This is a genomic window from Devosia sp. (genome assembly GCF_036406155.1).
Lineage (GTDB): Bacteria > Pseudomonadota > Alphaproteobacteria > Rhizobiales > Devosiaceae > Devosia_A.
This window is the reverse complement of record NZ_DASWVV010000022.1, coordinates 1-12,775: the sequence shown is the minus strand read 5'-3', so window position 1 is coordinate 12,775 and position 12,775 is coordinate 1. Positions and strand designations below refer to the sequence as shown.

General features: G+C 68.8%; 17 protein-coding genes. 10 read left to right on the top strand and 7 right to left on the bottom strand.

What is annotated here, in order from left to right; translation table 11 throughout:
• The first annotated feature begins 83 nt into the window (after positions 1–83).
• Positions 84–227 carry a DUF1127 domain-containing protein gene (locus VGD93_RS01430; protein ID WP_395008461.1) on the top strand — a complete coding sequence of 48 codons (144 nt, stop codon included), beginning with the start codon at positions 84–86 and terminating at the stop codon, positions 225–227.
• Positions 228–286: 59 nt separating this feature from the next.
• On the opposite strand, the gene uvrC is transcribed toward VGD93_RS01430, so the two are convergent.
• Positions 287–2,203 (bottom strand): excinuclease ABC subunit UvrC, encoded by a 1,917-nt coding sequence (uvrC, locus tag VGD93_RS01425; RefSeq protein WP_395008459.1) that lies wholly within the window; start codon positions 2,201–2,203, stop codon positions 287–289.
• Complete coding sequence (locus VGD93_RS01420; RefSeq protein ID WP_395008457.1) at positions 2,164–2,958, bottom strand: SDR family oxidoreductase; 795 nt, start codon at positions 2,956–2,958, stop codon at positions 2,164–2,166. Before VGD93_RS01420 ends, uvrC begins: the two co-directional genes overlap by 40 nt.
• Before the next feature lie 143 nt (positions 2,959–3,101).
• Between VGD93_RS01420 and VGD93_RS01415 the strand changes: the two genes are divergently transcribed.
• Together VGD93_RS01415 and VGD93_RS01410 are read left to right on the top strand one after the other, a co-directional pair.
• Complete coding sequence (locus VGD93_RS01415) at positions 3,102–3,422, top strand: hypothetical protein (protein WP_395008455.1); 321 nt, start codon at positions 3,102–3,104, stop codon at positions 3,420–3,422.
• Positions 3,423–3,486: 64 nt separating this feature from the next.
• Positions 3,487–4,446: a DMT family transporter gene (locus tag VGD93_RS01410; protein ID WP_395008453.1), complete on the top strand. Its 960-nt coding sequence runs from the start codon at positions 3,487–3,489 to the stop codon at positions 4,444–4,446.
• A gap of 194 nt (positions 4,447–4,640) precedes the next feature.
• Here the strand turns inward: VGD93_RS01410 and VGD93_RS01405 are convergent, their stop codons facing one another.
• From VGD93_RS01405 to VGD93_RS01385, 5 genes are all read right to left on the bottom strand, one after another.
• A complete protein-coding gene (locus tag VGD93_RS01405) occupies positions 4,641–4,871 on the bottom strand; it encodes a hypothetical protein (RefSeq protein WP_395008451.1) in 231 nt (76 codons plus the stop codon).
• A gap of 82 nt (positions 4,872–4,953) precedes the next feature.
• Positions 4,954–5,361: an SH3 domain-containing protein gene (locus VGD93_RS01400; RefSeq protein WP_395008449.1), complete on the bottom strand. Its 408-nt coding sequence runs from the start codon at positions 5,359–5,361 to the stop codon at positions 4,954–4,956.
• Positions 5,362–5,518: 157 nt separating this feature from the next.
• The gene (locus VGD93_RS01395; RefSeq protein ID WP_395008447.1) at positions 5,519–5,884 is read right to left on the bottom strand and encodes an SH3 domain-containing protein; all 366 of its coding nucleotides are present in this window, start codon (positions 5,882–5,884) and stop codon (positions 5,519–5,521) included.
• Between the two features lie 126 nt (positions 5,885–6,010).
• Positions 6,011–6,355, bottom strand: a complete 345-nt coding sequence (locus VGD93_RS01390; protein WP_395008445.1) for an SH3 domain-containing protein — start codon at positions 6,353–6,355, stop codon at positions 6,011–6,013.
• Positions 6,349–6,555: a hypothetical protein gene (locus VGD93_RS01385; protein ID WP_395008443.1), complete on the bottom strand. Its 207-nt coding sequence runs from the start codon at positions 6,553–6,555 to the stop codon at positions 6,349–6,351. The genes VGD93_RS01390 and VGD93_RS01385 overlap by 7 nt, the downstream gene beginning before the upstream one ends.
• Before the next feature lie 1,356 nt (positions 6,556–7,911).
• On the opposite strand from VGD93_RS01385, the gene VGD93_RS01380 reads away from it, so the two are divergent.
• The 7 genes from VGD93_RS01380 to VGD93_RS01350 all read left to right on the top strand — a co-directional run.
• Positions 7,912–8,232, top strand: a complete 321-nt coding sequence (locus VGD93_RS01380; protein ID WP_395008441.1) for a hypothetical protein — start codon at positions 7,912–7,914, stop codon at positions 8,230–8,232.
• Positions 8,233–8,399: 167 nt separating this feature from the next.
• Positions 8,400–8,864 carry a 50S ribosomal protein L13 gene (gene rplM, locus VGD93_RS01375; protein ID WP_395008439.1) on the top strand — a complete coding sequence of 155 codons (465 nt, stop codon included), beginning with the start codon at positions 8,400–8,402 and terminating at the stop codon, positions 8,862–8,864.
• Entirely contained in the window at positions 8,864–9,343 is a 480-nt protein-coding gene (gene rpsI, locus VGD93_RS01370; protein WP_395008437.1) for a 30S ribosomal protein S9, read from the top strand. The genes rplM and rpsI overlap by 1 nt, the downstream gene beginning before the upstream one ends.
• Positions 9,344–9,434: 91 nt before the next feature.
• Positions 9,435–10,475: a glycosyltransferase family 4 protein gene (locus VGD93_RS01365; RefSeq protein ID WP_395008435.1), complete on the top strand. Its 1,041-nt coding sequence runs from the start codon at positions 9,435–9,437 to the stop codon at positions 10,473–10,475.
• 57 nt (positions 10,476–10,532) lie between these two features.
• Positions 10,533–10,802 (top strand): autorepressor SdpR family transcription factor, encoded by a 270-nt coding sequence (locus VGD93_RS01360; protein ID WP_395008433.1) that lies wholly within the window; start codon positions 10,533–10,535, stop codon positions 10,800–10,802.
• Entirely contained in the window at positions 10,799–11,443 is a 645-nt protein-coding gene (locus VGD93_RS01355; RefSeq protein ID WP_395008431.1) for an SdpI family protein, read from the top strand. The genes VGD93_RS01360 and VGD93_RS01355 overlap by 4 nt, the downstream gene beginning before the upstream one ends.
• Before the next feature lie 372 nt (positions 11,444–11,815).
• Positions 11,816–12,775 (top strand): aminotransferase class I/II-fold pyridoxal phosphate-dependent enzyme (locus tag VGD93_RS01350; protein WP_395008429.1); only part of this gene is annotated, 960 nt, incomplete at its 3' end.

The following is a 12,775-nucleotide window of genomic DNA, read 5'->3' as shown; positions in this document are numbered from 1 at the left end:
GCATGCCTCGTGTGAGAAGACGCCGGATACTCAAGGCGCGCCGGCGCGGCTACATAGCGGGCAACCGAATGAGGGGAACCGACATGAACATCCGCCAGACCATCGCCCGCTACGTCGCCTACCGGCGCACCGTCAACGAGCTCAGCTATCTCGACAACCGCGCGCTCAAGGATTTGGGCATCCGCCGCGCCGAAATACGGACGGTTGCCCGCGCCAGCGTGTACTGAGCCGAGCCGCTTCGACGGCCATCATGGAAGGCGCCTCCGGGCGCCTTTTGTTTTGGCCGTCATTCGCTGCGGTTGAAGTGGTCATAGATCTGCTGCGCCATCTGATTTGACACGCCGGGGATACGGGCGAGATCGGCGAGCGACGCCCGGGATACGGCCTTGGCCGAGCCGAAATGCTGCAGCAGCGCGCGCTTGCGCGCCGGGCCGACGCCTTCGATCTCGTCCAGCGGGTTGCGCGCGATGTCTTTCCGGCGCCGGGCCCGATGCGTGCCGATGGCGAAGCGGTGGGCCTCGTCCCGCAGGCGCTGCACATAGTAGAGCACGGGGTCGCGGTGCGGCAGCATGAAGGGCTCGCGCCCCTCCATGAAGAACTTCTCGCGGCCGGCGTCGCGCTCCTCGCCCTTGGCGATGCCGATGAAGATGACCTCGCGCGGCAGGTTGAGCTCGGCGATGACCTCGCGCACGGCGTTGAGTTGGCCCTGGCCGCCGTCGATGAAGACGACATCGGGCCAATCCGGCATGCCCGTGGCATCGTCCTCGGCGGCGGCGTCGCTTTCGGCGGCCAGGCGGCTGAACCGCCTGGTGAGCACTTCGCGCATCATGCCGAAGTCGTCGCCGGGCGTGAGGTCCTTCGACCTGATGTTGTACGTCCGGTAGTGCTTCTTCGAGAACCCTTCCGCGCCGGCGACGATCATGGCGCCCACGGCATTGGTGCCGGAGATGTGTGAGTTGTCGTAGACCTCGATCCGGCGCGGCGCCTCGTCCAGCCCGAATTGTTCGGCGACGCCCTCGAGCAGCGTCCGCTGCGTCGCCCCTTCGGCCAGCTGGCGGCCAAGCGCCTCGCGCGCATTGTTGAGGGCATGCAGCACGAGATCGCGTTTCTCGCCGCGCTGGGGCACCGCCAGCGTAACCCTGGCCCCCGCTCGGCCCGACAGGGCCTCCTCGAAGAGCGCGTGCTCGGACAGGGGATGGCTGAGCAGCACCAGCCGGGGCGGGGTGCGGTCCTCGTAGAACTGCGACAGGAAGGCCTCCAGCACCTCGGCTTCCGAGAGGGCGGCATCGGCGCGCGGGCGGAAAGCGTGGTTGCCCCAGTTCTGGTAGGCGCGGAAGAAGAAGACCTGCACGCAGAACTGCCCGGCCTGCTGGGCAATGGCGAAGACGTCGGCCTCCTCCACGGTCTTGGCCGCGACGTCGCCCTGGCTCTGGATCAGCGCCAGGGCCGACAGGCGGTCGCGCAGCAGCGCCGCTCGCTCGTAGTCCAGCGCCTCGGACGCCGCGTTCATGTCCCGCACCAGCTGCTGCTGTACCGACTTCGACTTGCCGGAGAGGAAGCGGCGTGCCTGTTCCACCAGCGCCTGGTAGTCGGGGAGGGAGATCTCGCGCGTGCAGGGCGCCGAGCAGCGCTTGATCTGGAACAACATGCAGGGACGGCTGCGTGCCTTGTAGAAGCTGTCCGAGCAGGTGCGCAGCAGGAAGGCCCGCTGCAGCGCGGTGATCGTGCGCCGCACCGCCAGCGCCGACGCGAAGGGGCCGAAATAGTAGCCCGGCCGCCGCCGCACGCCGCGATGCATCATCAGTTGCGGCGCCTCGTGGTCGGTGGCGATGAGGATGTAGGGGAAGCTCTTGTCGTCGCGCAACAGGATGTTGAAGCGCGGCTTCAGGCGCTTGATGAGGTTCGCCTCGAGCAGCAGCGCTTCGCTCTCGGTCTCGGTGCGCACGAATTCCATGGACCGCGTGGCGGCGACCATGCGTTGCAGGCGGATCTCGAGCGCCTCGGGGCGCGTGTAGTGGGTGACGCGCGCCTTGAGGCTGCGGGCCTTGCCCACATAGATGACGGCGCCCGCCTCGTCGATCATGCGATAGACGCCGGGCGCCGACGGCAGCGTGCGCACGAACGCCTTGATCGCCTCGGCGCCCGACTTGGGCCTGGGGCCGGTCATGTCCGCCTCGGCGTAGGGCTGCGCCGGTCCGCCCATTCGAGGTGCTCGCCGCCGTCGAGCGCGATCATCTGCCCGGTCATCGCCGGCAGCGCCAGGATGGCCATCAATCCATCGGCGATCCCGTCCGGATCGGCGGCGCGGCCGAGGGGCAACTGCGCCAGGCGCCGCGCATGCGCTTCCGGCGTGACATGGGGAGGCGGCAGGGTGGGGCCGGGGGCGATGGCGTTGACCCTGATGCGCGGCGCCAGGGACTGCGCGAGCGTGCGGGTCATGGTCCACAGCACCGATTTCGACAGCGTGTAGCTGAAGTAGGCCGGAGACAGGTCGAGCACGCGTGCGTCGATGATGTTGACGATGTTGCCGTTCGCCCCCTGGGGGAGTTGGGCGGCGAAGTCGCGCGCAAGGAAGGCGGGGGCCTCGGCGTGGATGGCGAAATGGGCGTCCCACAGCCTTTCGTCCACATCGGAGGCCGCGTCGCGCTCGAAGATCGAGGCATTGTTGACGAGCAGGGTGAGCGGGCCGAAAGGCTCGCCCGCGCCGGACACGACCCGGCCCCGCTGGGCGCGGTCGGCAAGGTCCGCCTGCAGCACTGCCGCCTCCCCTCCCGCCGCCGTGATCGCGTCAACGAGCGCCGCAGCCTTGTCCGCCGACTTGCGGTGGTGGACGACCACCGCCCAGCCCTCGCGCGCGAGCCGGCGGGCGAGGGCCGCGCCGATGCGATCGGCGGCGCCGGTGACGAGGGCGACGCGCCGGGCGCCGGAACTGGGGTGCTGGTGTGACGATGCGGTCATGACTCGGTTGCGAAGATAGGACGTGGCGGGCGCGGCTTCAAACGGTCCGCGCTGGACTACCGACTCTGCCGGCACCGGTCTATGCTGATGCGTGCAAGTGCATGCCGTTCGGCCTGCACGGTTGGCAAGGAGGGGTTCGACCAATGGAACTGCTCGTTTCGATCCTGGTACAACTCGTCGGCGGGGGCATCGGCGGCAACGTCATCGGCCAGATCGCCAAGAAGATCAGCCTGGGGCCCACCGGCAACAGCATTGTGGGCGCCATCGGGGGCTGGCTCGGAACCTGGCTGGCGGGAATGATTCCCGGCCTCGAGGGCATGCTCGGCACGGCGGCGGGCGCCGCCGCCACCACCGGGCTCGACATCGGCGCACTGGCCGGGCAGGGCGTGACCGGCCTCATCGGCGGTGGCCTGTTGACCGCCATCGCCGGCGCCGTCAAGAATGCGACGATGAAGCAGGCCTGATCCTGCGTTTTTTCCCGCCCCGGACCAGCGGCCCGGGGCATCCCCCAGTTTGAGAGCGCCGATCGTGACCGACGCTAAATCGATGGACGGGCGTGCCGCCTCACCGCGCCGCCAGGCCGACAATGTCGGGCTCGGCATCGGCCTCACCCTCGCCGCCATCCTGATCTTCGGGGTGCAGGATGCCCTGTCCAAGATGCTGGTGCAGACCTATTCACCCTTCCAGGTCGCGATGATGCGCTACTGGGCGTTCGCCGCGTTCGCGCTGGTGCTGGTGATGCGCCAGGGGCCGCTCAGGCAGGCGTTCCGTTCGGCCTCGCCGCGGTTGCAGGTGCTACGCGCGGCGCTGCTGGTATTCGACATCTGGTTCTTCGCGGCGGCGCTGAAGACGGTGCCGCTCGCCGAACTGCAGGCGATCACGCTGGTCTACCCGCTGCTGGTCACCCTCGTCGCCATTCCCATCCTCGGCGAGCGGGTTGGGCCTTTCCGGTTCGGCGCCGTCGCCGTCGGCTTCCTGGGCGCCCTGGTGATCGTGCGTCCGGGCGGATTGCCCCTCGACTGGGGCGTCGCCTTCGCCATCATCTCGGCTGCGTTCTACGCGCTCTACATCGCACTCACCCGCCGGGTGTCGAGCCGGGATTCGACCGCGACCAGCATGGTCTATGTCGGCATCGTCGGGCTGCTGTTGACCAGCGGCGTCGGCATGTTCCACTGGCAGCCCATGGACCTGCCGTCGCTGGCCCTGATGGGGCTGGTGATGACGACCTCGACGCTCGCCCACGCCCTGATGATGGTGGCGCTGTCGCGCGCCCCGGCCAGCGTCATCCAGCCGTTCAACTACACTGCTTTGCCGTGGGGCATCGTCATGGGCTATCTGTTCTTCGGACACCTCATCGACACCGTGTCGCTGCTGGGGGCAGCGGTCATTGTCGGGGCGGGCCTGGTGGTGATGGCGCGCGAGCGCTACCTCGCGACGATCGGGCGTGCCTCACGGCCGCGGCCAGCAGAACAATCGCCCCCGCACTAGCGACGAACGCCGCGAGCGGGGCCACCGACAGGCTGAGCAGCGCGGCCACGAGGCCGAAGAAGCTCTCGCCGTAGGGGGCGGGCAACAGCCCGAGAAGCACGGCCGGGGCGAGCGCCAGCACGACTCCAAGGGCGCCGCCCAGCAGCAGCATGCGGCCGAGCGAAACGAGGGTCATCGGCCCGGCCCGGCGGCGCTCACAGGCGCCGCATCCGGCCGTACATGAACACCACGATGCCGGCGAGCACGAGGGCGAGCGGCGCCACCACCAGGATGGACAGCAGCGTGCCGTCGAGGTGCAGCAGCTTGCCCGGCCCGGTGAACTCGGCGAGGCCGAAGCGTTCGAAACCGAACAGCCCCATGCCGACGATGATCAGGGTCCAAGCGAGGCGCAGGTAAGGCTTGGTCTTGGCTTGCGGTGTCGGCATCGCCCGCTCCGTTCAGCTTGCCCGCAAAACATAGGCGCGCCGGCCCGCCGCAACAAGGCGGCGCGCCCTTGGCCGGCGCCCGTCAGTCGTACAGGCAGAAGCGGGCGTTGGGACCGCCGAAGCAGGCCGAGAAGCCCGGATCGTAGCGGCGGTAATACGGGTAGCGCCGCACGGGGTAGCGGTCGATGTAGAAATCGTCGTCGTAGTAGCGGTCGCGATCGCGGTAGACGCCGCCGCGCGACAGGTAGTTGGCCGACACCCAGCCGTCCGGGCCGCTCTTGGTGACGAAGCACCAGCCGCCGCGGCAATAGTCGATGTCGACCCGCTCGCCCCGGTGCAGGGTATCGACGATGCGATAGCCGGTCCCCGGGCCGTTGCGGACATTGACCGGGCTGGTGGCGAAGGCGGTGACGGCAAGGGCGCTCGCCGTCGTGGCACAGAGCGCCGCCAGCGCCACGCCGAACGTCAGGGCTTTGCGTCTGATGGACATGTTTCGCTCCTTTGGCAAGGAATCGGGCACATAACGCGCGCCCACGCCGGCAGGTTGCGACAGTCCGGATGAACCGGGAATGAACCGCGGATGAACGCGCGCGCCGCCCCGGGTGAGGGGCGACGCGCCGATCCGGCGTGCGGGCGTGCGGGCGGGGTCAGTAGCCGCCGCTGATGCAGAACTGGGCGTTGTCGCCGTTGATGCAGAACGAGCCGCCGCCATAACCGGCGCCGTAGCCGGGCCACGGAGCGTTGGGCCACGGGTTGAAGGCCAGCAGGCCCTTCTTCACCCAGCCGTCCTGGCCGGGGATCTTGATCTTGTACCAGTTGCCCCAGGAGCCGACGATTTGGACCTTCTGGCCTTCCTCGACCCAGTTGACGACGGGGGCGATGTTCTGGTGGTTGGCGCGGACCTTGGCGTCCTGCTCGACCCAGGCCCAGGTGGCGGCCATGGAGGCGCCGGCGGTGGCGAGCACGACGGCGGCGGCGACGAAACCGGTCTTGAGGGTGCGGGAGAGGTGCATCTGCGTGTCCTTCCGAATGGGGTTGGGGCGGTGCTGCCTTGTCCCCGTTCTAGAGGGGTGCGCCTGAACCCAGGCGGAAGCGCCCGTTTATCCTGCGTTTATCTTCGGCCCCAAGGCCGCTGCCCGCTAGTGCCGCCGCCGGAAGAATTCGGGCGTCACCAGGAACTCGAACGGGGTGACGCGGTTCTTGGCGGCCGAGCCGACGAGATAGGAGCCGCGCACCCAGCCGAGCAATTCGCCGTCCTCGGAGACGAGGCACCAGCGGGCGCGCCGGGTGCAGTCCTCGACCTCGTAATAGGCGCCGTCGACGAGGCAATCGATGACCCGGTAGTCCTCGCCCGGCCCGCGGCGGACCGGCACGTCGCCCGAGGCGCGGGCTTCGCCGGCGAGGGCCGGCAGCGTGCCGGGCAAAACCAGCGCCAGCGCGGCGAGCGCGGCGAGGGCGTGGCGATGCGGGCGGGAGGCTACCATTTGCGGCGCCGTCGGAGCCGCGGCGGGCGGCGTTGCCACAGCGAAAGCGTGGGAGCGTAGCGGGCCTGCCGCCGGCGGCGGCCCAGCTTGCGCCGCAGGGCGCGGCGCCTCAGTTTGACGACTTCGAACTTGACGATCCGGTCTTCCGGCGTGGGCGCGTCAGCCGACTCCGGCAGCAGAATAAGCGCAAACTGCGTCACAACATTCCCCCATGGCAAACCTCCAACACGGCACGGTCACGATCCGCACTCTAGCACCGCGAGGGCCGGCGTGCTTAGGCACGAATTGCCGGTTGCCGATGGCGACTTTGGTCGCACGCAAGGGGGCGCCGCGCGCGACGTGCGGGGCAAGGGCGCGCAGAGGCGCCGGCCGGCCGCGTGGCCTCCGGGTTCGGGGCAGTCGAGGGACGGCGCCGGCGGGGACTGGCCCCACGCGGTTGGTCCGCAAAGAACGAGGCGCTCGCCCCGCCGGCACGACCGGGATTTTCGGCCTATGGCGCGCCGGGCGGGGTGCATCCCCTGCCGCATCGCGAGGACGGTGGGCGGCTTGGTCGACCGGGGAGAGCCCCCGCATCGCCGCGCCAGCCATGCGAGCCGTGGGCTCGTCTGGCCGTTCCCCGCCCCGCGACGGCTCCAGTGGAGCCGTGCGGCGGCAGGGACACTCCCGGCCGCCTCAAGGGTGGCGGCCCTCGCCCCTCGGGGAGCTCCCATTGCAGCTCCCCCCGCGTTGGTAACGGCTTGACCGGCTAACCGGCCCACGCCGACACGCTTTCAGCCTGGCGCGATGCGACCACCGCGCCACCCGATCCCCGCCCGCGAACCGTTCGTTCGCGATCCCGTCCGCCTGCGGGCAGGTGAGGGGAGTCTAGCGGCGGCGGAGGCGGCGGGGATAACTCATTTGCAGCGCCAGAGCGTGGGGTGCCGCAGTCGGGCGTCCTCCCCCGCGCGAGCGGGGGAGGGGCGTCGACTACTTTGCCGTCGCCCGCCACAATTCGTCCTCCCCCGCGCGAGCGGGGGAGGGGAACCGCCGTCAGGCGGTGGAGGGGGCGGTAACGCCCGCCATGGTAACAATGATCCCGGTTCGCTGCTCCTCGGCGCAGACCTGGGGTGCCGCGAGGCCGGCCGCGGCGGTTTGTGCCTGCGGCCGCCCCCTCCACCACGCTGCGCGTGGTCCCCCTCCCCCGCTGCGCGGGAGAGGAGTCCCGACTGCGCCATCCTGCCCGCTGCACCACCCCCTCCCCGACCCTCCCCGCGCTGACGCGGGGGAGGGTGAAGAGTGCGTCGCGGCTGGTTCCGGCGGGTGAAGGGAAAGCTTGCGGCTGGCTTTGGCTGGTGAACGTACTCGCCTTGGTGGCACCATTGGGCCAGGCGCACCAGGGGGGCACCCTCCCCCTTGCGGGGAGGGTTGGGGAGGGGGCGCGGCATCCGCATCCGGGCGATGCGGTACCCTCCCGGGGATGACGCGGGGGGCGACTGCGCGGGAACGGTAGTTGCGATCCGCCCTTGGCGCTGCCACATTGCTGGCCCACATGAACACTGTCAGTGGGGGAAGGCACAGTGGACAACAAGGGCAGCCGCCGCATTCATCGCCAGTTCGACCGCATCCAGCGCAAGGTGCCCGTCTCGGCGCGCCTGCTGGAGTGGCTGCGACGTCCTGGCGCGCGGTTGATCCGGGTGCCGCTCGGCATTCTCCTGGTGCTCGGCGGCATCTTCAGCTTCCTGCCGGTGCTGGGGATCTGGATGCTGCCCCTGGGCCTGATGCTGCTGGCCCTCGACATTGCGCTGCTGCGGACGCCGGTGAATGTCGCGCTGGTCCGGGGCGGCCGGAAATGGACGACCTGGCAGCGCAGCCGCCGGGACCGGCGCAAGAGCGGCTAGGATTTGTATTTCAGGCGGATAGCTCACGGTATCTGAATACCGCAAGCCTAATGCGCTGAAATCGCTTCACTTTATCTTTGTGCTTGACGGTGCGGTGAGGGGCGCGTATATCGCCGCGACCAAACCGGCGAAGGCCCGCTTCGCCGCGCCTCCTAGGGAACACTGCAATGAGCACTTACTCGGCCAAACCGAGCGAGATCGAGAAGAAGTGGGTCTTGATCGACGCTGAAAACCTGGTCGTCGGCCGCGTCGCGTCGATCATCGCCATGCGCCTGCGCGGCAAGCACCTGCCGACCTTCACTCCGCACATGGACATGGGCGACAACGTCATCGTCGTCAACGCCGCCAAGGTCAAGCTGACCGGCAACAAGCTGGATCAGCGCCGGTTCTTCTGGCACACCGGCTTCCCCGGCGGCATCAAGGACCGCACGCAGCGCCAGCTGCTCGAGGGCCGTTTCCCCGAGCGCGTGCTGGAGAATGCCGTGCGCCGCATGCTGCCCGGCGGCCCGCTGTCGCGCGCCCAGCTCAAGAACCTCAAGGTCTATGCCGGCCCCGACCATCCGCACGAGGCCCAGCAGCCCAAGAAGCTCGACGTCGCTTCCTTCAACACCAAGAATGTGAGGCTCAAGTAATGGCCGAGACCATCAACTCGCTGGAAGACCTGGCCTCCGCCGCGCCCACGCCTCCGGCCGCCGCGCCCGTCTACGAGCAGAAGCTCGACGCCCAGGGGCGCGCCTACGCCACCGGCAAGCGCAAGAACGCCATCGCGCGCGTCTGGATCAAGCCCGGCAACGGCAAGATCACCGTCAACGGCAAGGAATTCAGCCAGTTCTTCGCTCGCCCGGTGCTGCAGATGATCCTGCAGCAGCCCATCGTCGCGGCGGCTCGCAAGGACCAGTACGACGTGGTCGCGACCGTTTCCGGCGGTGGCCTGTCGGGCCAGGCCGGCGCTGTCCGCCACGGCATTTCCCAGGCGCTCACCCATTACGAGCCGGAGCTGCGCGCGGTGCTGAAGAAGGGCGGCTTCCTGACCCGCGACAGCCGCGTGGTGGAACGCAAGAAGTACGGCAAGGCCAAGGCCCGCCGCTCCTTCCAGTTCTCCAAGCGCTGAGGCGGCATACCAGAGTCGGAATTGCAGGGGCCGGAGCGATCCGGCCCTTTTTCTTGTCAGTCCAGAGCCCCTGGTCTAAGCCCTTGGCCCCATGTCCGACGTACGCCCCCGCACCGTCCTGATCGTCACCGACGCCTGGCATCCGCAGATCAACGGGGTCGTGCGCTCGCTCGAGCGTGTCGGCGAGGAACTGGTCCGGCGCGGCATGGCGGTGAAGTTCCTTACCCCGGCCGAGTTCAAGACCATTCCCTTGCCGGGCTATCGCGAGATCCGCCTGTCGCGCACCCTCGCCGGCCCGGTGCACGACAGGATCGAGGCGGCAGGCGCCGACGCCATCCACATCGCCACGGAAGGGCCCCTGGGGCTGATGGCGCGACGCTGGTGCCTGAAGCGGGGCTTTCCCTTCTCGACGGCCTACCATACGCAGTTTCCCGAATACCTGAGGGCGCGCCTGCCGGTGCCGCTCGGCTGGTCGTATCGCTACATGCGCTGGTTCCACGCCCCGGCGCGCCACTGCCTCGTGGGCACGCCGCACCTGAAGCAACTGCTCGAAGGGCAGGGCTTCACCAATGTGGCGCTATGGCCCAAGGGGGTGGACACCGAACTGTTCCATCCGGGCAAGCGGGCCAGCGGCAGCGCCGCGTTGCCTTACCCGCCGCCGGTGTTCCTTTATGTCGGCCGCGTCGCGGTCGAAAAGAACATCGAGGCCTTTGTCGATCTCGACCTGCCCGGCTCGAAGGTGGTGGTGGGGGGCGGGCCCAGCCTCGAGCGGCTGCGGGACACTCATCCCAAGGTGCATTTTCTCGGCCCCAGGCAGGGCGAGGACCTGGCGCGGCTCTATGCCGGTTCCGACGTGTTCGTCTTTCCCAGCCGGACCGACACGTTCGGGCTGGTGCTGCTCGAAGCGCTGGCGAGCGGCACCCCCGTCGCCGCCTACCCGGTGACGGGGCCCATCGACGTCATCGGCGAGGCGCCGGTGGGGGTGCTGAATGAGGATCTGCGCGCGGCCGCGCTCGCGGCCCTCGCCGTCTCCCGCCAGGCCTGCCGCGACCATGCGCTGCGCTTTTCCTGGGAGGCCAGCGCCGACCAGTTCCTGGCGCACCTGCCGGTCGTGGACAGGACCGCGATTTAGCGTTGACTCTAATTAGATGAATATCTAAATAGGTGCTGCCGAGACCGGGAGCGCCGCATGGGAATCAACGCAGTTTTCGAAGCATTGTCGCACCCGGTGAGGCGGGAAATCCTTGCCCTGCTCAAGGCCGGCCCGTTGCGCGCAGGTGAACTCGCAGCGCATTTCGACATCAGCAAGCCGACGCTGTCGGTGCATTTCAACAAGCTCAAGGAGGCCGGACTGATCGCTGCCGAGCGGCAGGGGACGAGCCTCATCTACCACCTCAACATGTCCATCCTGGAGGAGGCGCTCTCCGGCCTCCTCGCCTTCGGGGAACCCAGAAAATGACCAAGCCCACGCCACTCGATCTCGTGCTGCTCGCGGCACTTTTCGCCGCTTTTGCCGCCGGCCTCGTTCTCGTGCCGGAGGGAGCGAGCCTGCCGGTGCACTGGGGGCCGAGCGGGGCGGCGGACGCCTTCCTGCCCAAGCTCCCGGCCCTGGCGATGCCGCTCGTGCTGGCCATGCTGTTGTGGGGGATCTTTGCCGTCATCGGCCGTGTCGCGCCCGACCGGCTCGAGGCCGGCAGGCACATCGTCACCGTCGCCCTTACCGGCCTTACCGCCATTGCCCTTGCCATCGAGGTCGTGAGCGTCCTCACCGGCCTCGGTATCGCCGTGGGCATGGTGCAGGTCCTGGCGATCGCTGTCGGCCTGATGTTCGTCGTCCTCGGCAACGTCATGCCGAAATCGCAGCCCAACGGCTACGCCGGGCTGCGCCTGCCCACCACCTTGAACGACGCCGCCAACTGGCGGGCGACACACCGGGTCACCGGCATGTTGAGCATGGCGGGCGGTGCGGTGCTGGCGGTGGCTGCACTGCTCGTACCGGCGTCGCAACTGGTGTGGTGGTTCATCGCCTGCATCGTCCTCCCGCTCGCGGCCGGCGCGGCCTACTCGATCGCGCGTGCGCGCCGCGCCGCCCGCGGCTGACCGGTGCGGCTACGCCGACGCGAAGGTCACGCCTTTACTTTGCCGGTTTCCGCGGGCTAGATGCAGTTCGCTCATCGGATTTCAGGGCACCAGGTCGCATGATGACCCAGGGAGTAGCAGCGCCAATCGTCGCCGCCGGCATCGCCGGCGCCGCCCTCGCGCGCGCTCGCGCCGCCGCTCTCTAGCTCTCCCCACGCGCCGCCGAGCGGCGGGGGAGAGCGGATCAAGACCGAGCCTGCGGCGGCAGCGCCGCTTAACCGACTCCCAACCATAATTCCGCGATAATCGTCGCCACTTTCGAATGGCGCGGCATGGCACCCCGGGGGGTGCGTCGCGGGTCGAACCGGGCCCAACTGGCCCACCGAGGATCACATGAGCGAAGACTTCCACCGCATCCGCCGCCTGCCGCCCTACGTGTTCGAGCATATCAACCCGATCAAGGCCAAGGCACGCGCCGCAGGCGTGGACATCATCGACCTGGGCATGGGCAATCCCGACCTGCCGACGCCCGAACACATCGTCGAGAAGCTGAAGGAAACGGTCAGGGACCCGCGCACCCACCGCTATTCCGCCTCCAAGGGCATCCCGGGCCTGCGCAAGGCCCAGGCCTCCTACTACGGGCGCCGCTTCGGGGTGAAGCTCAATCCGGATACCCAGGTCGTGGCCACGCTCGGCTCCAAGGAAGGCTTCGCCAACATGGCGCAGGCCATCACGGCGCCGGGCGACGTGATCCTGGTGCCGAGCCCGACCTATCCCATCCACGAGTTCGGCTTCATCATTTCCGGCGCCTCCATCCGCCACATCCCGACCGGCATCGGCGAGATGCGCCCCGAATCCTCCGACCCCGGCACGGCCTTCCTGCGTGGCGTGGAGCGGGCCGTGAAGCACTCCATCCCCAAGCCGCTGGCGATGGTGCTGAGCTATCCGTCCAATCCGACGGCGACCACGGTGAGCCTCGACTTCTACATGGAGGCGGTTCAGCTCGCCAAGAAGCTCGACCTGATCATCCTGTCCGACATCGCCTACGCGGAGATCTACTTCGACGACAATCCGCCGCCCTCGGTGCTGCAGGTGCCGGGCGCGATGGATGTGACGGTCGAGTTCACCTCGATGTCCAAGACCTTCTCGATGCCCGGCTGGCGCATGGGCTTCGCTGTCGGCAACGAGCGGCTGATCTCGGCATTGACCCGGGTCAAATCCTATCTCGACTACGGCGCCTTCACGCCGGTGCAGGTGGCGGCTTCGGCGGCGCTCAACGGGCCGCAGGACTGCGTCGACGAGATCCGCGCCATCTACAAGAGCCGGCGCGACTGCCTGGTCGACAGTTTCGCG